23 protein-coding genes and 2 pseudogenes are annotated in these 21,578 nt (G+C 57.2%); 20 read left to right on the top strand and 5 right to left on the bottom strand.

All coding sequences use genetic code 11. The features are described 5' to 3' along the window. Positions 1 to 118 precede the first annotated feature (118 nt). Entirely contained in the window at positions 119 to 1,123 is a 1,005-nt protein-coding gene (locus tag DI14_RS10310; protein WP_034808246.1) for an LCP family protein, read from the bottom strand. 41 nt (positions 1,124 to 1,164) lie between these two features. Continuing rightward, complete coding sequence (locus tag DI14_RS10305; protein WP_034808245.1) at positions 1,165 to 1,806, bottom strand: YigZ family protein; 642 nt, start codon at positions 1,804 to 1,806, stop codon at positions 1,165 to 1,167. A 173-nt stretch (positions 1,807 to 1,979) separates the two neighbouring features. Here DI14_RS10305 and DI14_RS10300 point away from each other — a divergent pair, with 173 nt between their 5' ends. The 8 genes from DI14_RS10300 to DI14_RS10265 all read left to right on the top strand — a co-directional run bounded on the left by DI14_RS10300 (position 1,980) and on the right by DI14_RS10265 (position 10,980). Next, on the top strand, positions 1,980 to 3,104 hold the full coding sequence (locus DI14_RS10300; RefSeq protein WP_200871117.1) for a sensor histidine kinase: 1,125 nt from the start codon (positions 1,980 to 1,982) through the stop codon (positions 3,102 to 3,104). A gap of 27 nt (positions 3,105 to 3,131) precedes the next feature. Further along, on the top strand, positions 3,132 to 3,824 hold the full coding sequence (locus DI14_RS10295; RefSeq protein WP_034808242.1) for a response regulator transcription factor: 693 nt from the start codon (positions 3,132 to 3,134) through the stop codon (positions 3,822 to 3,824). 95 nt (positions 3,825 to 3,919) lie between these two features. After that, on the top strand, positions 3,920 to 4,768 hold the full coding sequence (locus tag DI14_RS10290; RefSeq protein ID WP_034808240.1) for a DegV family protein: 849 nt from the start codon (positions 3,920 to 3,922) through the stop codon (positions 4,766 to 4,768). Positions 4,769 to 4,820: 52 nt separating this feature from the next. Continuing rightward, entirely contained in the window at positions 4,821 to 5,528 is a 708-nt protein-coding gene (gene treR, locus DI14_RS10285; RefSeq protein WP_034808238.1) for a trehalose operon repressor, read from the top strand. A 201-nt stretch (positions 5,529 to 5,729) separates the two neighbouring features. Next, positions 5,730 to 7,178, top strand: a complete 1,449-nt coding sequence (gene treP / locus DI14_RS10280; protein WP_034808236.1) for a PTS system trehalose-specific EIIBC component — start codon at positions 5,730 to 5,732, stop codon at positions 7,176 to 7,178. Positions 7,179 to 7,261: 83 nt separating this feature from the next. Next, positions 7,262 to 8,893 (top strand): alpha,alpha-phosphotrehalase, encoded by a 1,632-nt coding sequence (gene treC, locus DI14_RS10275; protein WP_034808234.1) that lies wholly within the window; start codon positions 7,262 to 7,264, stop codon positions 8,891 to 8,893. Positions 8,894 to 9,066: 173 nt separating this feature from the next. After that, a complete protein-coding gene (locus DI14_RS10270; protein WP_369792711.1) occupies positions 9,067 to 9,477 on the top strand; it encodes a GNAT family N-acetyltransferase in 411 nt (136 codons plus the stop codon). A gap of 162 nt (positions 9,478 to 9,639) precedes the next feature. After that, a complete protein-coding gene (locus tag DI14_RS10265) occupies positions 9,640 to 10,980 on the top strand; it encodes a hemolysin family protein (protein WP_369792710.1) in 1,341 nt (446 codons plus the stop codon). A gap of 102 nt (positions 10,981 to 11,082) precedes the next feature. Here the strand turns inward: DI14_RS10265 and DI14_RS10260 are convergent, their stop codons facing one another. Beyond that, complete coding sequence (locus tag DI14_RS10260; RefSeq protein WP_034808227.1) at positions 11,083 to 11,262, bottom strand: hypothetical protein; 180 nt, start codon at positions 11,260 to 11,262, stop codon at positions 11,083 to 11,085. Between the two features lie 376 nt (positions 11,263 to 11,638). On the opposite strand from DI14_RS10260, the gene DI14_RS10255 reads away from it, so the two are divergent. The 10 genes from DI14_RS10255 (at position 11,639) to csrA (ending at position 18,295) form a co-directional block, all read left to right on the top strand. After that, complete coding sequence (locus tag DI14_RS10255) at positions 11,639 to 12,790, top strand: DEAD/DEAH box helicase family protein (RefSeq protein ID WP_034808224.1); 1,152 nt, start codon at positions 11,639 to 11,641, stop codon at positions 12,788 to 12,790. Next, positions 12,787 to 13,455, top strand: coding sequence for a ComF family protein (locus DI14_RS15080; RefSeq protein WP_051622681.1), 669 nt, complete (start codon positions 12,787 to 12,789; stop codon positions 13,453 to 13,455). Before DI14_RS10255 ends, DI14_RS15080 begins: the two co-directional genes overlap by 4 nt. 19 nt (positions 13,456 to 13,474) lie before the next feature. Then, positions 13,475 to 13,858 carry a flagellar protein gene (locus tag DI14_RS10245; protein ID WP_034808221.1) on the top strand — a complete coding sequence of 128 codons (384 nt, stop codon included), beginning with the start codon at positions 13,475 to 13,477 and terminating at the stop codon, positions 13,856 to 13,858. 20 nt (positions 13,859 to 13,878) lie between these two features. Next, positions 13,879 to 14,130, top strand: coding sequence for a flagellar biosynthesis anti-sigma factor FlgM (locus DI14_RS10240; protein WP_034808218.1), 252 nt, complete (start codon positions 13,879 to 13,881; stop codon positions 14,128 to 14,130). Positions 14,131 to 14,237: 107 nt separating this feature from the next. After that, the gene (gene flgN / locus DI14_RS10235; protein ID WP_034808215.1) at positions 14,238 to 14,594 is read left to right on the top strand and encodes a flagellar export chaperone FlgN; all 357 of its coding nucleotides are present in this window, start codon (positions 14,238 to 14,240) and stop codon (positions 14,592 to 14,594) included. Between the two features lie 12 nt (positions 14,595 to 14,606). Then, positions 14,607 to 16,097, top strand: a complete 1,491-nt coding sequence (flgK, locus tag DI14_RS10230) for a flagellar hook-associated protein FlgK (RefSeq protein WP_034808213.1) — start codon at positions 14,607 to 14,609, stop codon at positions 16,095 to 16,097. Positions 16,098 to 16,103: 6 nt separating this feature from the next. Further along, complete coding sequence (gene flgL, locus DI14_RS10225; protein WP_034808211.1) at positions 16,104 to 17,033, top strand: flagellar hook-associated protein FlgL; 930 nt, start codon at positions 16,104 to 16,106, stop codon at positions 17,031 to 17,033. A gap of 27 nt (positions 17,034 to 17,060) precedes the next feature. Beyond that, entirely contained in the window at positions 17,061 to 17,615 is a 555-nt protein-coding gene (locus DI14_RS10220; RefSeq protein WP_235193447.1) for a DUF6470 family protein, read from the top strand. Between the two features lie 15 nt (positions 17,616 to 17,630). After that, positions 17,631 to 18,068, top strand: a complete 438-nt coding sequence (fliW, locus tag DI14_RS10215) for a flagellar assembly protein FliW (protein WP_024370484.1) — start codon at positions 17,631 to 17,633, stop codon at positions 18,066 to 18,068. Beyond that, positions 18,068 to 18,295, top strand: coding sequence for a carbon storage regulator CsrA (csrA, locus tag DI14_RS10210; protein ID WP_024370483.1), 228 nt, complete (start codon positions 18,068 to 18,070; stop codon positions 18,293 to 18,295). Before fliW ends, csrA begins: the two co-directional genes overlap by 1 nt. 168 nt (positions 18,296 to 18,463) lie before the next feature. On the opposite strand, the gene DI14_RS15705 is transcribed toward csrA, so the two are convergent. After that, a complete protein-coding gene (locus DI14_RS15705; protein WP_369792709.1) occupies positions 18,464 to 18,703 on the bottom strand; it encodes a hypothetical protein in 240 nt (79 codons plus the stop codon). A gap of 173 nt (positions 18,704 to 18,876) precedes the next feature. Here DI14_RS15705 and DI14_RS15555 point away from each other — a divergent pair, with 173 nt between their 5' ends. Next, positions 18,877 to 19,452 (top strand): GGDEF domain-containing protein, encoded by a 576-nt coding sequence (locus DI14_RS15555; protein WP_200871116.1) that lies wholly within the window; start codon positions 18,877 to 18,879, stop codon positions 19,450 to 19,452. A gap of 21 nt (positions 19,453 to 19,473) precedes the next feature. Here the strand turns inward: DI14_RS15555 and DI14_RS10200 are convergent. Further along, a pseudogene (locus DI14_RS10200) lies at positions 19,474 to 20,388 on the bottom strand (YitT family protein). Between the two features lie 121 nt (positions 20,389 to 20,509). Here DI14_RS10200 and DI14_RS10195 point away from each other — a divergent pair. Then, positions 20,510 to 21,460: pseudogene (locus tag DI14_RS10195) on the top strand (multidrug resistance efflux transporter family protein). The last annotated feature ends 118 nt before the right edge of the window (positions 21,461 to 21,578 follow it).

The following is a 21,578-nucleotide window of genomic DNA, read 5'->3' as shown; positions in this document are numbered from 1 at the left end:
AATCTCGTGCTGGGCAGAGCGTCTCAAGCTTATCGAACATAAAAATGAGACGAACCCATTCGCGAAAAGCGAATGGGTTCGTTAACAGCCTGACCGTGGGAAGCCGCACGGTCGTTTTTTAATAGGTCGTCGTTTCTGATAGGTTATCGTCTGACTCTTCTTGCGTGTCAGTTTCTGCTGTGACCGGCAGTCCAAGTTCGGTCTTGAGGAGCGCTTGCTTGTCTTCGAGGTCCGCCTCGTCAATCTCGTAATAGTAGACGCCGCCGATCGTCAAGTCGCCACCTTTGAGCGTCTCTTGGTTGAACGAGCGGAGCGACTTCGTGTACGGCTGGAGCTGTGATGCCTCGGCGAGCGTCATGTTCGTCCGGATGTTGTTGCCGACGGCGTTCATGATGCGGTTCAGCTTCGCGAACGAGTTGATCGTCGTCGCCTCGTTGATGATTGCCTCGAGCACCTGTTGCTGGCGTTTCGCCCGGCCGACGTCACCCTCGGGGTCGTCTTTGCGCATCCGGGCGTAGGCGAGCGCCTCCTGGCCGTTCAGCGTTTGGACGCCCGGTTCGAGTTCGACGTTCCCGGTCGCCCGTCCCGAGATGGGGATCAACACGTCGACTTCGACGCCACCGACTGCGTCGACGAGGTCCTCGATGCCGTCGAAATTGATTGTCGCGTAATAGTCAATCGGGATGTCGAATAAGTTCTCGACCGTCGCGATTGTCGTGTCGATACCTCCGTACGAGTAGGCGTGGTTGATTTTGTCCTTGAACTCGCCGTCCGTCGTGACGATGTCGACGTAGGCGTCACGCGGGATGCTGACGAGCGTCACTTGGCGAGATTCCTTGTTGAACGTCGCCACCATGAGCGAATCGGTGCGGCCTTCCTCGAGCAAGGCACCGCCATCGACGCCGGCGAGGAGGACGGAGAAGTGGTCTTTCGTCAAGTCGATGCTGTCGTCCCGGCGCTCGGACTTGTCGCCACGGTCGAGCGCGTCGTTCGTGTTTTCGGCCGTCTCGTTCGCCTTGAACACGAAATAACCGAACGCGGCGCCGCTGAGGACGAGGACGATGCCGAGGGCGATGAGGATCACTTTCCACGGGGTACGTGTCTTACGAGGGGGTTGTTCCATGTCATCTCCTCATTTCAGTCGTTTCTTTTAGTATACGTGACTTATCGCACAAAATCACGTTCGATGACACGTACGTCCTGGGTCTTAAGACCCCCTTGCCCGTTCGTCAAATCGACGAGCCAGGCGAGCGCCGTCTCGGTCTCTTCGACCGGGACCGAGACGTGGAACGTGACGTCCTCGGCGTAGACGATATCGTCGAGCAGATAGTCCGATTGCCGCAGTTCATTCTCGACTTTCCCAATCCAGCCGTAGTCGACCGATAGCGTCAACCGTTGCATCGGGACGCGCTCGACAATGCCGATCGCATCGAGCCCCTCGCTCACCGTGCCACCGTAGGCGCGGATGAGTCCGCCGCCACCGAGCTTGATGCCGCCGAAGTAGCGGGTGACGACGACGACCGTGTCTTTCAGTTGTCGCTTGCGGAGCACCTCGAGCATCGGCATGCCGGCCGTGCCGCTCGGTTCGCCGTCATCGTTCGCCTTCTGGTGTTCGTTCCGTTCCCCGATGATGTAGGCCGAACAGTTATGGTTCGCGTTCCAGTGTGCCTTTTTGATCGTTTGGATGAACGTTTGCGCCTCTTCCTCGGTCGCGACCCGTTTGAAGTGGGCGATGAATTTTGACTTTTGGATGACGACCTCGTATTCTCCATCTTGTTTTATAGTATAATTTGGTTCAACAGACATTTCTGAAAATTCTCCTTTCTATTTTTGAATATTTTTTTTAGAATTCAAGTAGGCGTTCATGCCGCACTTGGCGAATTTGGCTAAAGGAGACCACTACGTTTCGCTGTAACATTCGCTTTTTCAGACGATAATAGAAACGAGGACTAACTACCGACGTATTAGGGGATGGCATCGTGAATCATATTACCGATCGTACAGCTTTAGAACATATCATAACAAATATGATTGATACGGTGACGGAAAGTAAAGAGGAGATCGTCCGGATCACCGAGAGTTCGGCCACCGAGTACTCCTTGATTCAAAACGAGTTGAAAGAGCTGACGGAGAAGATCGAGTTTTACATCGCCGAATCGGACCGGCTCGATTTGCTCGTGAAAGCGGCGAAGAACAAGCTCGTCCAAGTGAGCAAGAAGTTTCATATACATAGCGAACAAGAAATCCGGGACGCCTACGAGCGGGCGAACCAGATGCAGCTCGAGCGCTTCCTCGTCCAAAAGGAAGAGATGAACGCGCAGCAGCGTCGAAACGACCTCGAGCGCAGATTGCTCGTCCTCGAGGACACGATCGAGCGGGCCGAGAAACTCGTCAGTCGCGTCTCCGTCGTCTTGAACTTCTTACGTGACGACTTGCAACAAGAGTATTCCGACATGATGAAGAAGCAAGAGATGGCGATCAGCGTGTTCGAGGCGGCCGAGCGCGAGCGGCGCCACCTCGCCCGCGAGATGCACGACGGACCGGCGCAATCGCTTGCCCATATTTTGATTCGGGCCGACTTGATCGAGAAGACGTTCGACAAGCGCGGCAAAGACGAGGCGTTCGCCGAGCTGCATGAGTTGAAACGGCTCATCCGCGGTGCCTTGGTCGACGTGCGCCGGCTCATCTATGACCTTCGTCCGATGTCGCTCGACGACCTCGGCTTCTTGCCGACGCTCGAGCGCTACTTGCATCAGACCGAAGAGTACACGGCCATCAAGACGCGGCTCAACTATCGTGGGAATCGGGCCCGCCTGCCGGAGAAGCTCGAGATTAACGTGTTCCGTCTCGTTCAAGAGGCGGTCCAAAACGCCATCAAACATTCGAAGACGGCCGAGATTATCGTCAACGTCGAACAAGCACATGATGCGATTCATATCCACGTGCGCGACCACGGCGTCGGCTTCGTGCCGAGCACGATCGGGGAAGAGTCGTTCGGCATCGTAGGGATGCGCGAACGGATCGAGCTCGTGAACGGAAGCATCACCATCGATTCGGAAGTCGGCAAAGGGACGGTCGTCCGCATGTCGATTCCAATCGCGTAACCGAACCAACCAAGGGGGAATCATCCAATGGAACTGACACAGACACGCATCGCGATCGTCGATGACCATGAGCTGTTTCGTGAAGGCTTGAAACGGATTTTTGATTTAGAGGACGAGTTCTTCGTCGTCGCCGAAGGGCGCACCGGGCTCGACGCGATTCGTATCGCGAGCGAGCACAACCCGGAGATTATGATTCTAGACATCAACATGCCCGACTTGAACGGCATCGAGGCGACGAAGCAGCTGTCGCTCCTCTCACCGGACACACGCGTCCTCATCCTGTCGATTCACGACGATGAGTCGTACATCACGCACGCGCTTGAAGCCGGGGCTTCAGGTTTCTTGCTGAAAGAAGTCGCCTCGACCGAGCTCATCTCGGCCGTCCGTTCGGTCGCCAAGGACGGGGCGTACTTGCACCCGAAAGTGACGACGGGCGTCTTGAAAGAATATCGCCGCTTGCTTCAAATCAAAGACGAGCACGCCGGGCGCAACGTCGAGAGCCGCACGGACGATCCGGTGTACCAGCTGTTGTCGCGCCGTGAAGTCGAAGTGCTCCACTTGCTCGCCGACGGCCGCTCGAACCGCGACATTAGCGACATGCTCTTCATCAGTGAGAAGACGGTCAAAAACCACGTGTCTTCCGTGCTCCGCAAGATGGACGTCAACGACCGGACGCAAGCCGTCGTCGACGCGATTCGCCGCGGATGGGTCGAGATTTGACCGAGACCGATGCTTTACCTCGTTTTTGTGTTACAATATGGAATGGGATCCTAACATAATTGGAAAAATGAAACGACGTAAAGTGAGGATATAGAATGGGAAACATAGCTATTTTGACCGACAGTACCGCCTATTTGCCGGCCGAATTTTGTGAGACGCGCGAGGTGCACGTCGCGCCGCTCAGCGTGATTTTTGACGGGGAATCGTACCGCGAAGCCGTCGACATCACGACCGAGGCGTTCTATGACCGCATCGAGGCGGGGAATTTGCCGACGACGTCACAACCGAGTATCGGGGAGACGGTCGAGTTGCTCGAGCAGCTCCCGAGTGATGTGACCGATGTCATCGCCATCACGCTCTCGAGCGGGATTAGCGGCACGTACCAATCGATGGTCGCGTTGAACGACATGGTCGACGTGAACGTCCACGCGTTCGATTCGGAAATCTCGTGTATGCCGCAAGCGTTCCTCGTTGAAGAGGCGGTTCACCTTCGTGACGCTGGTGCTTCGGCCCAAGAGATTCTTGCCCATCTTGAGAAGATGCGGGCGCTGATTCGTGCCTACTTTGTCGTCGATGACCTCGATCACTTGCAACGTGGGGGTCGTCTCAGTACGACACAGGCGCTCGTCGGCTCATTTCTTCAAATCAAGCCAGTGCTCCACTTCCAAGACAAGCTCATCGTCCCGTTCGAGAAAATTCGGACGTATAAGAAGGCGGTCCGCCGCATCGAAGAGATGATGGAAGAGTCAATCGACGGAGACGGGGAAGGCTACTGCATCGGCATTATCCATGCCAACTGCCCGGAACGGCAGGCCGAGGAAATCGCCTCGATGAAAGCGAAGTTCCCGAAAGCGCATATCACGGGGAGCCACTTCGGTCCGGTAATCGGGACGCATCTCGGACCTGGGGCAATCGGCATCACGTGGTATCGCCGCGACTGGTAAAACAAAAGACGGCCGAGCGGTCGTCTTTTTCGATTGAAAGGGGAGGAGACACGTGGCCAAGTATCGCCAAATCTACGAACAGCTCGCCGAGAAGATGCGGAGCGGCGCCTTGCCGGCCGAATCGAAGCTCCCGTCCGAGACCGAGCTGATGCATGCGTTCGAGGCGAGCCGCGGCACAGTCCGCAAGGCGCTCGATCTCTTGCAAGAGCACGGCTACGTCCGGAAGCATCACGGCAAAGGCGTCTTCGTTCTTCGCCGTGACCAAATCGAGTTCCAGTTCAACGGCATCGTCAGCTTCTCCGAGGTATACGCGTCCATGCTCGGCCGCTCGATTCAGACGACGGTCGCCTCGTTCGAGGAGATTGAGGCGCCGCCTTGGCTCGCCGAACGGATGAACCTCGAGCCGGGGACGGAGATGTATCGCATCGAGCGGATCCGGAACTTCGACGGGGAGAACGTCATCCTAGACGTCAACTATTTCGTCAAAGACCTCGTGCCTGGATTGACCGAGGCGGTCGCCGCGCATTCGATTTATCATTACATCGAGCACGACCTCGGCCTGCAAATCAGTTACGCCAAGCGGAAGATAGCCGCCGAGGACGTGACGGCGCTCGACCGGGTGCGGCTCGATCTACATGACTATGAATACGTCATCGTCATCACGAACGATACGTTCCTATATGAGGGACGCCAGTTCGAATATACGGAGTCCCGTCACCGGCTCGACAAGTTCCAGTTCAGTGACGTGGCCCGCCGCTAAGGTCCTTTCTTCGGAAGGGGTCTTTTTTCGTTTCGAATCGACACGAGAGGGAACAAAATGAATGAACGCCTGTCACACATTTGTCACGGTAACTTATATAGATAAGTTGTTGACAGAACTCGTCTATATAAGTTAAACTTTGTTTGTACTCATAAGTAACCGTTTTCAACAAACGCTTTCAAACAAAGGAGGCCTACAATTATGAAGGCAGATTATCGTCAAATCGCCGCGGATATCCTTGAAGCCATCGGGGGCAAGGATAACGTCGACAAAGCGGCACACTGTGTCACGCGGCTCCGTCTTTCGTTGAAAGACCAGTCGCTCGTCAATGAAGCGAAAGTGAAAGAAGCCGATCTCGTCAAAGGCGCATTCGAAAACTCGGGTGTGTATCAGGTCGTCATCGGGGCCGGGGACGTCGAACGTGTCTATGCCGAGTTCATCAAACTCGCTGGGCTTGAAGCGGCGACGGTCGCCGAGGTCAAATCGTCGGGCGGTAAGAAGATGAACCCGCTCCAGAAGCTCGTCAAAGTGTTCTCGGACGTGTTCATGCCAATCATCCCGGCCATCATCGTCGCCGGTCTATTGATGGGGATCAACAACTTGCTCGCCTCAGAAGGACTGTTCGTCGAAGGTGCGACGCTGATTGAGGAATATCCGAACCTACAAGGGTTATGGGATCTCGTCAACATGATGGCGAACACGGCGTTCGTCTTCCTCCCGGCACTCGTCGGTTGGTCGGCGACGAAACGGTTCGGTGGCAGCGAAGTGCTCGGGATTGTCATGGGTCTCTTGCTCGTCCACCCGGACCTCTTGAACGCATGGGGCTACGGACAAGCAGCGCTTGAAGGCGAAGTTCCGACGTTCAACATCCTCGGCTTGTTCGAAATCGAGAAAGTCGGCTACCAAGGTCAGATTCTTCCGATTTTGGCCGCGGCCTTCATTTTGAGCCACATTGAAATCTTCTTGAAGAAACATGTACCGAACGCAATTCAATTGCTCGTTGTGCCGATCACGACAATCGTCATCACCGGTTTCCTCGCCCTCTCGATCGTCGGACCGCTCACACGTGGCCTCGGTAACGTGATTGCGACGGGAATTGTCAACGTGTTCGAAGCGGTACCGGTCGTCGGGGCACTCCTGTTTGGTCTGCTCTACGCACCGCTCGTCGTCACAGGGATGCACCACTTGTTCCTAGCCATCGACTTGCAGCTCATCGCAGAAACGAACGGGACATTCCTCTGGCCGATGCTCGCTTTGTCGAACATCGCCCAAGGTGCAGCCGCACTCGCGATGTTCTTCGTCTACAAGCACAACGCGAAACAAAAGAGTATGGCTTCGACGTCATCGATCTCGGCCTTCTTCGGGATCACCGAGCCGGCCATGTTCGGGGTGAACTTGCCGAACAAGTTCCCATTCTACTCGGCGATGATCGGGTCGGCCGTCGCGGCGGTGTTCATCACATTGAACGACGTCCAGGCGTTCGCTGTCGGGGTCGGGGGTCTTCCTGGATTCCTGTCGATCTTCACCGATAAGATTCTCATCTTCATCATCGGGATGGTCATCGCCCTCGTCATTCCGTTCGTGTTGACGCTCGCGCTGTCGAAACGTTACATGAAAAAAGGCGAGATTGAGAAAAACAAAGTCGCATAAGAAGATCACGGACAAGGGGAGGGACGGAGGTTCTTCCCCTTTTCCTGTACAAATGAAAACTCTTACAAAAGGAGATTACATCTATGACACAACCAAACTGGCGCAAATCTGTCGTCTATCAAATTTATCCGAAAAGCTTCTATAGCCCGGAAGGCAATGCCACCGGCTCCATCAAAGGGGTGACGGCCAAGCTCGATTACTTGGCCGAGCTCGGCATCGAATACATCTGGATGACCCCGGTGTACAAGTCGCCGCAAAACGACAACGGCTATGACGTCAGCGACTACTATGCAATCGACCCATCTTACGGGACGATGGACGACCTCGACGAGCTCGTCCGCGAGGCCGAGGCGCGCGGGATTGGGCTCATGATGGACATCGTCGTCAACCACTCCTCGACCGAGCACGAATGGTTCCAGAAGTCGCTCGCCGGTGACGCTCGTTATCGCGACTACTACATTTGGCGCGACGAACCGACGAACTGGGAGTCGAAGTTCGGCGGCAACGCCTGGAAATATGACGAGGCGAGCGGCCAGTATTATCTCCACTTGTTCGATGTGACCCAGGCCGATTTGAATTGGGAAAATCCGCAGATGCGCGAGGACGTCTATGAGATGATGCGCTTCTGGCGCGAGAAAGGCATCAAAGGGTTCCGCCTCGACGTCATCAACTTGATCTCGAAACAACAGGACTTCCCGGAAGACGACTCGGATGGGCGCAAGTTCTATACGGACGGGCCGCGCATTCATGAGTTCTTAAAAGAGATGAACCGTGAAGTGTTCGAGGGGCACGACGTTATCACGGTCGGCGAGATGTCATCGACGACGCTCGACCACTGTGTTCGCTACTCGAACCCGGACGAGAAAGAACTGAGCATGACGTTCAGCTTCCACCACTTGAAGGTCGACTACCCGAACGGCGAGAAGTTCGTCGCCGCCCCGTTCGATTTTCTACAGTTGAAAGACATCATGTCGACGTGGCAGGAAGGGATGCACGGCAAGGGTTGGAACGCCATCTTCTGGTGCAACCACGACCAGCCGCGCGTCGTCAGCCGTTTCGGTAATGACACCGACCACCGCGTCGAGAGCGCGAAGATGCTCGCGACGGTGCTGCACGGCCTGCAAGGGACGCCATACATTTATCAAGGCGAGGAGATCGGCATGACGAACCCGGGCTTCGACTCGCTCGATGAGTATCGTGACATCGAGACGCTCAACATCTACAAGCTGAAACGTGAGCAGGGCGTGTCGCACGAGGACATGATGGCCGCCATCAAACAGAAGTCACGTGACAACTCGCGCACACCGATGCAGTGGGACGCGACGCCGCACGCCGGTTTCACGAGCGGAACGCCGTGGATCAACGTCGCGCCGAACTATACAGACGTGAACGTCGAGACGGCGCTCGACGACCCGAACTCGGTGTTCTACCACTACAAGAACTTGATTTCACTCCGAAAAGAGCTCGACGTGTTGACGGACGGGGACTATACGCTCCTGACGCCGGACGCGCTCGACGTCTGGGCGTACACGCGGAAGACGGACGAGGAGGAAGTGCTCGTCGTCGCGAACTTCTACGGACCTGAGACGACGTATGAGATTCCGGAAGGCTTCACGCGGGCCGACGTCGTCAGCCACAACTACGACGTGCCGAAGCTCGACGGGACGACGTTGTCGCTTCGGGCGTACGAGGCGATCATGTTCTACAAGAAGTGAATCGAAAGGGTGATGGGTCCGACTTGAATCGGGCCGGTCGCCTTTTTTCATTAGGGGCGGCGCGAGAGATGAGCAAGACTCGATTGCGTATAAGCGCTAAACTGATAGTAGCCCTAGCCGTCTATTTACGTCTGGGAGTTGAAAGAGAGTCTACGAAAAGAACGGAGGAGTCAATCATGGAATCGATCCGCTATACGACGGAGCCGCCTGCTGACTTTGGAGCATTGTTAACCATCTATGAAGAGTTAGGTTGGAATTCACTTGGGTTATCCGCTGAAGAGTTGGAGCGAATGTGTCGGCAAAGTTGGTATGCGCTGTATGCGTTTGATGATCAACGGCTGGTCGGGATGGGGCGCGTCATCTCAGACGGAGTGATTACCGGCATCATATGCGGCGTGTGCGTGTCACCAAGCCATCAAGGGAAAGGAATCGGCCAAGACATCATGGTTCAACTCATTCAACACTGTGAACGACATCGCGTCATCCCTCAACTCATGTGTGTCGAAGACTTGGGACCGTATTACGAGAAGCTCGGCTTTGAAAAGTTTTCAATCGGCATGACGAGACGACCGACTTTCCGGTAACGAAAGCTCGGCTATCTTTTTCATTGCCGAAAGTCGGCTTCTCGTGGTAGATTATTTCTTAATGGTGTCGTGTTCATACGACCCTATAAAATTTTATACACTATGGAGGTGTCACTCGATTTATTCGAGGAAAATGTGGACAGGATATACTCGACACAGGTAATGGCCGCTGGGGCTGGCGCCGGAGATGTGGATGGCCCGATTTGGTTGTTATTGTCACTCGTTGCGTTATTGATCGCGCTCACGGCGTTCTTCGTCGGTTCGGAGTTCGCGGTCGTCAAGGTCCGGATGTCTCGGCTCGATCAATTGGTCGTCGAAGGGAACAAGTCGGCCGTGCTCGCGAAGAAGGTCGCCTCAGACCTCGACTACTACTTATCGGCGTGTCAGCTCGGGATCACGGTGACGGCGCTCGGTCTCGGTTTCCTTGGGGAACCGTCGGTCGTCCGGTTACTGACGCCGCTCTTCAATGAGTTCAACATCCCGGCGTCGCTCGCGTCCGTCATCTCGTTCATCACGGCGTTCGCCATCGTCACGTTCCTACACGTCGTCATCGGCGAGCTCGCACCGAAGTCGCTCGCGATTCAATACGCGGAGCGGATGACGCTCATCTTTGCCCGACCGCTGTTTTGGTTCGGACGCATCATGTTCCCGTTCATCTGGTTGTTGAACGGATCGGCGCGTCTTCTCCTCGGTTTGTTCGGGGTGAAGCCGGCTGGGCACGAAGAAGCGCACTCGGAAGAAGAGTTGAAGATCATCATGACGCAAAGCTTTCAAAGCGGGGAGATCAATCAGACGGAGCTCGCGATGATGCAAAACATCTTCTCGTTCGACCAGCACGTCACGAAAGACGTCATGGTGCCGCGGACGAAAGTCGAGGCGATCGACATCGAGGCGACGCGCGCCGAAGTGCTCGCGACGTTCGCCGACAGCCAGTACACCCGTTATCCGATTATGGAAGGCGGGGACAAGGACCATTTAATCGGCTACATCAACGTCAAGGAAGTGCTCATGGGCTTGGCGATGCAGCCTTCTGTCGATTTGAAGGCGTACGTGAAAGAGTTGCCTGTCGTCCACGAGATGACACCGTTAGAAGATACATTGAAACAGATGCGCGAGGTGCGGACGCATATCGCCATCGTCCTCGACGAATATGGCGGCACGTCCGGCCTCATCACGCTCGAAGATTTGCTTGAAGAGATCGTCGGCGAGATTCGTGACGAGTTCGACGAGGACGAGGTCGACCCGATCCATACGATCGATGCGTCGACGTACGACATCGACACCCGCGTCCGCCTCGACGAGCTCGAAGGACACTTCGGCCTCACGTTCGAGAACGCCGAGGAGATCGATACGCTTGGCGGTTGGCTCCAAGTCAACCGGGACGAGAACATCGTCGGGACGACGTTCGAGTTCGACCGCTACATGCTCACCATCCTCGAGATGACAGAGCATCACGTCGAACGGGTCCGTCTCATCGTCCATCCTGACGTCAAAGAGGCATAATAAAAGGTTCATCCGCGTGTGTTGCGGGTGAACCTTTTTAGTCGTTCCATCAATGCGGGGCGACGATGTTTCTGAAGCGAGGAGGTTTAGTCTACCCGTCGGTCATTCCATCTCCATCCATTCTTTATGATTTCGTTGCAGTCGGTCAGCCAAACCTTCCTGATCGATGTCTTCCGCGTTGACGCGTCCGGAATAGAATGACTTGTTCCCGTCTTGAATCGAGATGAGAAGTGTCCGGAACGGCACGTCGGCCTCGTCGAGCACGCGCTTGACGTCACGCATCCGTTCACTCGCATGTTGCGCCGTTGCATCTTCAAGCTCGCGTGAACAGCTGATAAATCCAGCTCTGGATATGTCGTCGCAACATATTGTTCCGCCGTCGCGATTGCCCGCTGTTCATCCCGCGGGTCACCGAACAATGTGTGTGATAGGAGCGTACCGATCCCGTACAGGATGAGCCCGGCTCCGATCAGCGTCCCGAGAAAACGCCGCATGCATACTACTTCCTCACTAAAAAAGTCTGTTTCTTCCATCATCGTAATCGATTGCGTATTTGAACACATCCGCTTAAAGAACGAAAGGCGTCGACTTACGGACGATAACTCGTGTGTCATGCAACCAGTCGACCTGATAGCGTCAGAGAAAAAGGACTGATTTCATGGGACAACTCGTCATCCATCCAGACGGGCAACGCGCCATTCGTTTCGGCATGTGCCAACGCTGTCTGAGTACCGACGTCCGGGGTTTCACGTGTCTTCACGGGAGCTGCAGCTATTGCCGCAACTGTCTCCACCTCGGTCGGGTATGCCGCTGTGACTTCTTACAAGAACTCGACGTCACGACGCCGGTCGAGCCGACCGAGCTCGTCATGCCGTTCGCGTTGAGCGACGGCCAACGCCATGTGAGCGAACAGCTCCTGAAGTGGTGGGAGACGAAGACGTCCGGCCTCGTCCACGCCGTCTGTGGGTCCGGCAAGACGGAGATGGCGTTCCCGGTCATCGAACGCGTCGTAAACGTTGGGAAGCGTGTCCTCATCGTCTCGCCGCGTCGCGACGTCGCCATCGAATGGGCCGATCGACTCGAGCGCGCCTTCTCCGTCCCGATCACAAGGCGTTACGGCGGCGGGGAGAAAGACACGGTCGGGATGATCACCGTCGCGACGGCCCCGCTCCTCTTGAACTTGAGACACGTCTTCGACTACGTGCTCGTCGACGAGTCGGACGCATTCCCGTTCGCCTTTGACTTGTCGCTCTGGTGGACGATTCGACGCGCCGGGAAAGGCGTCTTCTTGTTCGTGACGGCGACCCCGACCGTCTGGCAGCGTCAGTTCTCGACCGTCCACTTGTCCCGGCGCTATCACGGGCATGACTTGCCCGTCCCGACGCTCGTCAGACAGACGGATGAGGCGATCATCGCGTTCTGCCAGAGGGAGACGCCGCGGCTCTTATTCGTGCCGACGAAGGCCGACCTCGTCCGTTACGGGGCACGCTTGACCGATGCCGGCTTGACGGTCCGCATGGTCTCGGCCAACACGGACGAGCGGACGGACACGCTCGAGTGGCTCGCCTCGACGAACGGCATCGTGCTCGCGACGTCGATTTGGGAGCGGGGCATGACGGTGCGCGGGGTCGATGTCGCCGTGATCGAGAGTGAACATGTGCTCTTCACCTCGCGCGGTCTCATCCAGATGGCCGGGCGGGCCGGACGAAAACCGGACGCGCCGACCGGGGACGTCGTCTTCTTCTACAACGAGCGGACGTGGCGTCAAGACCGGGCCATCGAAGCAATTGAACGGGCGAATCGCCGATGAACTGCCTCGTCTGTCGGAAACCGCTCAATGTCAAATGGACGCCGTCGACGTTGTTCAAACGTGACTGGGTCTGTTCGGACTGCGAGACGTCACTCACCCCGCTCGTGCCGGGCTGTCCGAGATGCGGGCATCCGACCGAGGACGAGAAGACGTGCCCGGACTGCATCCGCTGGCTCGCCCTCGGTCTCGACTTGACCGTGCGCTCGCTCTACGCCTATGACGAGGCCGGGGCGAACTGGCTCCACCGGTACAAGTTCGGCGGGGACGTGGCGCTCGTCGAACACGTGAAGCCGGTCCTCCGGGCGTGTCGTGAGAAAGGCGTGTGGTACGTACCGATTCCGCTCGGCGAGGCGCGATTAAAGGAGCGGCGCTTTAATCAAGCAGAGCTTCTCGCGCGTGCCATCGGACCGACGCGGCCGCTACTTCAAAAAACGGAGGTTTTGAGTCAACGCGAACTTGGGAAAGGAGAAAGGCGGCACCGTCAAAACCCGTTCGCTATACAAACCGAAGTCCGATGTGAGAAAATTGTTCTCGTCGACGACGTCTATACGACAGGGACGACGCTCCATCAGGCGGCGCTCACGTTGAAACATGCGGGCTACCGAGAAGTTTCTGCCGTTTGCTTGTTCCGGGCGCTAAACAAATCAAAAACGCGTCCGATATAAAAGGCAGAGGTGAAGGACAATGGAAGCCACAACGTGTCAAAAGTGCGGACGCCTGTTCATGAAACAAGGCCGCTCGCCTTACTGCCCGTCCTGCGGGGAAGTCGACTTTCAAAACTTCTTGAAAGTGCGCGACTTCATCCGTGAACCAGACAATAGAGAGACCACGATCGGGGCCCTCGTCGAAGCGACAGGCGTCTCCGAGCTTGATATCACGCGATATATCCATGAAGGACGCCTGATCATCAAGGACAACCCAGGTCTCGCCATCAGCTGTGTCCGGTGCGGGGAACCGACGAACGCCGGAAAAGTTTGTACGAGTTGCCAGACCGACATGCAGCAAGAACTGCACAGTTTACAACAGAGCATCACGAAACCAAGCGCTCGCGCTTATCGTTTGGACTAACATCAAGAGGGGGGATACGCATGCGCATCGATTCTGCCAAGTGGGTACATTTACCACACACGTACGAGAAGAAAACGCAAGCCGAGACGAAGCCCGAGCCAACACGCCAAACGGACCGACTATCGATATCGGCGGAAGCCCGCGCCCGGTTTGATGAACCGGTGAAACATCCGGAACGCCTTGAGAAGATCAACGCCTTGAAGGCCGAGATTGACGCAGGGACGTATTCACGGGACGCGCGCGACATCGCCAAACGCTTTCTACAAGGATGAATGGAAGCAAGGTCCGCTTGAGGCCTTCGCACGGATAACACGGCACGGAAGCTGACTAGAGGGGACCCCTTTTTAGTCGGCTCTTTTTTTGGAAAAAGGAGAGACTTATGCTCACATTACATACACGTTTACTTGAACTCGCCTACGAGAAAGAACAGCTCTTGATCAAAGGCGACATGCCCGCCTTCACGACGCTCGTCAAGGAAGAAGCGAAACTCGTCCGGCAAATCGCACAAAAAGAAGCGGAACGACTTCAAGGTTTGCTCGTTTTGGACGATGAAGAGAAAGAAGCACTGAGACCGGTCTTGTTCGAATTGAAACGGCAGAACGAACTGAACGCCGCCTTGCTCGAACAGTCGCTCAACTATATCAACTGGCACCTCGACATGCTCATGCCAGACGCAGACGATTTCACTTACGGCCAACAAGCGTTCGAGACACGCTCGTTCAGCCGCGACGTATAAGGGGGAAGATTGATGGGTTCAACATTTATGGGATTAGAGACGGCACGACGGAGCCTCTCGACACACCAATGGGCGCTCCAGGCGACCGGCAACAACGTCGCCAACGCCTCTAACCCGGGCTATTCACGCCAACGCCTGACGATCGGCATGACCGAACAACTGAGCGTCAACTTCGGCGGCACGAAGGCCGGACAGTTCGGGACCGGTGTCCGCGGCGAGACGCTCGCCCGGATTCGTGATTTGATGATTGACCAGCAGTATCGGGACGAGTCGGTGAAAAACGCCTTTTACGCGACGAAACAGGCCGCCTTCGGCCGGATGGAAGACATCATCAACGAGCCGTCGGAGAACGGGCTCGCCAAGTCGCTCGACTTGTTCTGGGCGTCGCTCCAGGACTTGTCGGTCAACCCGGACGACACGGGCGCGCGTAGCGTCGTACGGCAACGGGCGATGACGCTCACGGAGACGTTCAATTACATGTCGTCGTCACTCTCGAAAGTCCAGGACGACTTGAAGTCAGAAGCCGACGTCGTCGTGAAGAAGATTAACGACCTCATGACGAAGATCGCGAACGTCAACGGTCAAATCGGGGACTCGGAACCGCTCGGCGTCTTGCCGAACGAGCTCTATGACGAGCGCGACCGCTACATGGACGAGCTCGCCCAATACATCGACTTCAAACGCGTCCCGGTCGATTACTTGAACGGCGAGACGCGCGGGAACTCGCAACGCGTCGCCGAAGGCCGGCTCGATATCCGCGTCACGATCAACGGACAAGACGTGACGCTCGTCGACGGCATCTCAGGTAACGTCGGCAAGTTCGACAATTTGGCGATGACGGACGCGACGGGCGCCTCGACGGACTTGACGCACGCCGACATGCCGAACGGGAAGTGGAAAGCGCTCGTCGAGATGTACGGCTCGGCCGATGGTCCGGAAGGGGCCGACGGTGCCTTCACGACGATGCTGAAAGACTTGGACGAGATGGCGAAACAGTTCGCCACGGCGTTCAACACGCTACACAGCCAGCATAAGGACGCCAAAGGCGCGGACGGGACGAGCGACTTCTTCGTGAACGTCGACAGTGCCGCCACGATCAACGTGAGCGACGCCATCATGAAAAACCTCGACTTGATCGCCGCATCCAAGGACGGCAACATCGGGGACGGAAGCGGCGCGCTCGCGCTCGCGAACTTGAAGTCACAGGCGCTCGCCTTCAACGGCTCGGTCACGACCGACACGTCGATCGGCAAGTACTATCAGAACGTGATCGGCAACATGGCCGTCGCGGCCGACCAGAGCGGTCGCCTCGCGGCGAGCACGTTCGCCCTCATGGCGAGCTCGGACCAGCGCCGCATGTCGGTGAGCGCCGTGTCGCTCGATGAAGAGATGACGATGATGATCCAGTACCAGCACGCCTATAACGCGGCGGCCCGGAACATAACGGCCGTCGACGAGATGCTCGATAAAATCATCAACGGCATGGGAATCGTAGGGAGGTAATGACTGATGCGTGTCACACAGACGATGCTCACACAGACGAACTTGAAGCACTTGTCGTCGAGCTATAACACGCTCGCGAAAGTGCAAGAACAATTGATTAGCGGGAAACGGATTCAACGCGCCTCGGAGGACCCGGTCGTCGCGATGCAAGGCATCCGTTACCGGACCGAGGTACGCGAGGTCGACCAGTTCCGCCGTAACGTCAGCGAGGCGACGAGCTGGATGGATTTGACCGATTCGACGCTGAACGAAGTGACCGAGGCCGTCAAACGGATTCGCGAATTGACGACGCAGGCGGCGAACGACACGTACGAGTCGTCGCAGCGCGCCATCATCAAGAGTGAGATCGACCAGCTCGTCGAGCATATCGGCTCACTCGCGAACGCGAAATCGGGCGAGAAGTACATCTATAACGGCACGAAGACGGACCAGCCGCTCATCGACATGGCCGCGCTGAAGGCGTTCCTCGCCGACCCGGCCGCGGACGTCGATTCGATTTATACGGGCGGTGTGCCGACGGACAGCGGCAAGATTTCCTTCGAGGTGTCAAAAGGCATCACGATGCAAGTGAACATGCAGCCGGAGGCGGTGTTCGGCCGGGAGCTGTTCGAAGGGCTCCGTGACCTCAGCCGTCTGCTCGGGGACGAGACGTCAGGCGGGGCCGACTTGTCGGCACAGCTCGCGACGCTCGACACGCTCGGACAGAACTTGATCACGGAACGGGCCGAACTCGGCGCGCGCGCGAACCGACTCGAACTCGTCGACAACCGTCTGCAAGACCACGAAATCATCGCGAAGACGATCATGTCGGACAACGAGGACATCGACATCGAGCGCGTCATCATGGAGCTCAAGTCACACGAGACGGTGCACCGGGCCGCGCTCTCGGCCGGCGCCCGCATCATCCAGCCGACGCTCCTCGACTTCCTTCGGTAACGGCGGATGAATCTCGCGAGGCTTGAGATGCGGCAGACGCATGCTGCCATCCAGATGACGTCGAACCGGCCCGTGCTCGAGATGAGACAAGGCCGGGCCGACATGACGATGACACAAGGGAAGGCCGAGATGACGCAGCGGACGACACCAGGGACGCTCGAGGTCGACTCGTCGGTCGCCCGGAGCGAGAGCAACTTAAAAGGCGCGCTCGAACTCGGCCGCCATTTCGGCGGGCTCGGTGAACAAGGGGCGCGCGAGGCGACGAGTATGGCCGCCCGCGAAGGCGACCAGCTCATGCGGATCGAGAACGGCAACCCGATCCCTCAGATCGCCGCCAGCAAAGTGAACGACCCGTATCCGGTCGTCGACCTCGATTTCATGCCGAAGTCGATTGACCGCGTCAAATTGACGTATACGCCTGCGGATGTCAAAATCGAGTGGAACGTAACACCGGCACAGATTGATGTATCGCTCACCCCGACCGACATCTCGTTCACGCCATGGACGACGGACATCTCGCTCCGTCAACAGGCGTCGCTCGAGATGTGGCCGGTCGGTGGGATGTATGATGAGACGCGTTGAAAGTGAGGAAGATCCATGTTCATTGAGACAGATTATTTTGGCAAGATCGAAGTGAAAGAAGAAGAGACGATCTCGTTCGTCAGTGAGATCCCGGGCTTCCCGGAATCGAAGACGTTCGCGCTCATCCCGTACGGCGACGACCTGCCGTTTTGGTCGCTCCAGTCGCTCGAGGACAAGGCGTGCGCCTTCGTCGTGACGAACCCGTTTTGGCATAAGCCGGATTACGCGTTCGAGTTGACGGACGGGGCGAAAGACCAGCTCGGTATCGACGAGGCGGAACACGTGTCGGTGTATGCCATCGTCACGCTCCGCGAACCGTTCGAGACGTCGACGCTCAACTTGAAGGCCCCGATCGTCATCGAGACGAACGAGCGCCGCGGCAAACAAGTCATCCTAGACGATGCCTACCCGGCGCGCTTCCCGCTCGGCGGCCAGAAAAGCGAGGTGCGCTGATGCTCGTATTGAAACGAAAACAAGGCGAGGCGATTCATATCGGCGACGACGTGACGCTGACGGTGCTCGCGATCGAGGGCGACCAAGTGAAGCTCGGGATTGACGCGCCGCGCCATATCGACATCCATCGCCATGAAGTGTACGTCCAGATGCAGGCCGAGAACGAGTCGGCCCGTGACAGTGCGAATTTGATGAGACAGATGATGCAAAACAAGTCGGAAGCGTGAGCTTTCGGCTTTTTGGCGTCATGATTTTTTGACAAGGATGACAGACGTCACGCCAATACGATACGATGGATGGGAAATTTCGGGGTAAGGACGCGGTCGTTTGGGTCAAGTTGTCAATATCTTCTTCATCAATATCAGCATCATCTATCTCGTCTTGTCGCTCACGCTCTACTTGATGCGGCACGTGCTGCCGGTGCAAGCGGCGTCGCCGCTCGCTGTCCGGGTATGGTTCGGGCTCGCGATGGGGCTCGCGGCCGTCTTGTTGACCGTCAATTCGTTCTCGGTCGGGGAGGCGCGCATCGACCTCCGCATCATCCCGCTCGCCTTGGCGGCGGCGTATGCCGGACCGGTCGGGGTCGCCGTCACGATTGGGCTGACACTTCTTGGTCGCTTCGGGCTCGACGGCATGACCGATCAGTTCATCCGCTCGTTCGGCACACTCGGCCTGTTCTTCGTCTTATCGCTCGTCTTGAATCGATTGTCACTGCGGCGCGGTCACTTATACTCGGCCTATCTCGTGTTTGGGGCCGTGCTCGTCTTATTCCGCATCGCCGGTAATATTCCGATGCACGCGTTCACGAATGTGTTCCTGCCGTATTTCGTCATCACATTCTTCGGCGGCTGGATGTGCTACTGGGTCGCGAAGCAAATCGAGACGCATTTGCGCATGTTCCGCCTCCATACGCAACGGGCGACCATCGACGAGTTGGACGGGGCTGCCGAACCGATATATGACGCTCGAGCGGTTGAACGATGTCGAGGCGTCGGGTCTTTCGTGGGCACTCCTCGTCATCGACGTCGACCGATTCAAACAGTTGAACGATACATATGGCCACCGGGCCGGGGATGCGGTGTTGCGTCGAATCGGGACGACGCTACGTGACCATTGCCCGGAAGCTGGCTTCGTCGGGCGTTACGGCGGAGAAGAGTTCGTCATGGTGACCGAGGACGCGCATGACGCCGAACAACTCGCCGAACGCCTCGTCCGTGCGGTCCGTGAGACAACGTATACGTTTGAAGGCCAGACCATTCCGATGACGATTTCGGTCGGGGTGTCGGTCGCGAACGCCGAACCGGGGACGGTCGTGTTCGAGCGGGCCGACGCGGCGCTCTATCAGGTGAAGGCGGACGGGCGCGACCAAGTGAAAATCGGGTAAACAAAAAATCGGCCGCGATTTTTAGTGGATATTCTTCTTCTTGAACTGGCCGCCCTGGACGTCATGGATGTTGCCGATGGCGAGGAACGCCTTGTCGTCATAGTCGTCGAGGATGTCTTTCAGCTTCGTCTCCTCGAGTCGGCTGATGACCGTGAAGACGACTTTCTTCCCGTCGCCCGTATACGCCCCTTCCCCGTGCAAGTACGTCACGCCGCGGCCGAGCCGGTCCATGATCGCCTGGCCGACGTCTTCAGGCGATGTCGTGATGATCCACGCCGCCTTCGATTGGTCGAGCCCCTCGAGGACGACGTCAATCGTCTTGAAGGCGATGAAATACGTGAGGAGCGAGTACATCGCCCGGCCCCAGCTGAAGACGAAACCGGCCGTCCCGAGGATGAAGATGTTGAAGAACATGACGATCTCGCCGACCGAGAACGGGAGCCGGTTCGTGAAGGAGACGGCCAAAATCTCCGTCCCGTCGAGCGAACCACCGGCGCGGATGACGAGGCCGATGCCGACGCCGAGCAAGAAGCCGCCGAAGACGGTCGACAAGAGCAGGCCGTCCGTAAACGGTTCGATGTTATGTAGTAGAATCGTGAAACCCGACATGAGGAGGATGGCTGTCAACGTGACGACGGCGAACGTCTTCCCGATCTGACGATAGCCGAAGTAGATGAACGGCAAGTTGAAGAGGACGAGCTAGATGGCGAGTTTCGTGCCGGACAAGTACGACACGATGATCGACACCCCGACGATGCCGCCGTCGATGATTTGGTTCGGGACGAGGAACGCCTCGAGCCCGATGGCGAAGATGAGGGCGCCGAACAAGAGGAGGAGTCCTTTGGCGACGAGTTCCGTCCGTTTGATCGGGTTATGTTCGCGCTTCAAGCGCGTCACTTCCTCCGGTGACGGGGAAGGCATCGGTGGACGTTGCATATGACATCCGCCCCTTTCCTTTTTTAAACAGTATAACAAATCTCACAGCGTTTTAAGCAGTCGAGGCAGGGAATCTGACACAACGTATGGAACTAGTGGGGATTCAGAAAGGAGGGATGCGATGCGTCCGCTCATCCTCGGCGTGTTCGCCGCGCTCTTTTTCGCGAGCACGTTCGTCTTAAACGAAGCCATGCATATCGGGGGCGGCCACTGGGCGTACAGTGCCTCGCTCCGCTTCTTATTCATGATTCCACTCCTCGTCCTCGTCGTCGCCATGCGCGGTGGATTGGGACGGGTGCGAAAGGCACTCGCAAGTGACCCAGTGCCGTGGCTCGTCTGGTGGACGGTCGGATTCGGCTTGTTTTACGTCCCAATCTGTATCGCCGCCGTCGAGGCACCGCCTTGGCTCATCGCGGGAACGTGGCAAGTGACGATCCTCGCTGGGGCACTGTTGTCGCCGCTCTTCAAACGAGCGGATGGGACACGCGAACAGATTCCGTGGACGGCGCTCCGCTTCTCCGGGATCATCCTGTTCGGCGTCGTCCTCATGTAAGTCGAGTTTTTACAGTCGTTCGAGCCGCGCTTCCTTTTGATCGGCGTCTTGCCGGTGCTCGTCGCCGCGTTCGCCTATCCGCTCGGCAACCGGAAGATGATGGCTCACACCGACCTTGATGTGTTCGAGCGCATCCTCGGCATGTGCGTCGGCTCGCTCCCGGTATGGCTGCTGTTGTTCGGCTACGGGCTGACGACCGGTGTGCCGTCGGGGGCGCAAGTGTCGCAGACGCTTCTCGTCGCGTTACTTTCCGGCGTCATCGCGACGGTGCTTTTCTTCAAGGCGACCGACCTCGTCAAACACGACATGGGCCGGCTCGCGACGGTCGAGGCGACACAGGCGCTCGAGGTGCTGTTCGCGCTCGTCGGTGAGATTTTGATTTTACAGGCGGGACTGCCGTCAGGGCTGTCGCTCCTTGGAATTGGGATTGTCATGCTCGGCGTCACGTTGCATAGCCGGGCTTCACTCAAAGTGATGGAAAGGTCAGTCGCGATCGACCGTTTCGGGAAGGAGGGATGAAGATGGCATATGGAATAATCGGCAAGTTGACCGCGATTCAAGGGGAGCGGGAGACGTTGCTGGTGATACTGCTTGTGGCCGCCACGGCGATGGAACAGGAAGCGGGGTGCGAGGCGTA

The organism is Exiguobacterium sp. AB2 (assembly GCF_000696055.1).
GTDB lineage: Bacteria > Bacillota > Bacilli > Exiguobacteriales > Exiguobacteriaceae > Exiguobacterium > Exiguobacterium alkaliphilum.
The sequence above is the reverse complement of the archived record's forward strand: the minus strand, read 5'-3'. Positions and strand labels throughout refer to the sequence as shown.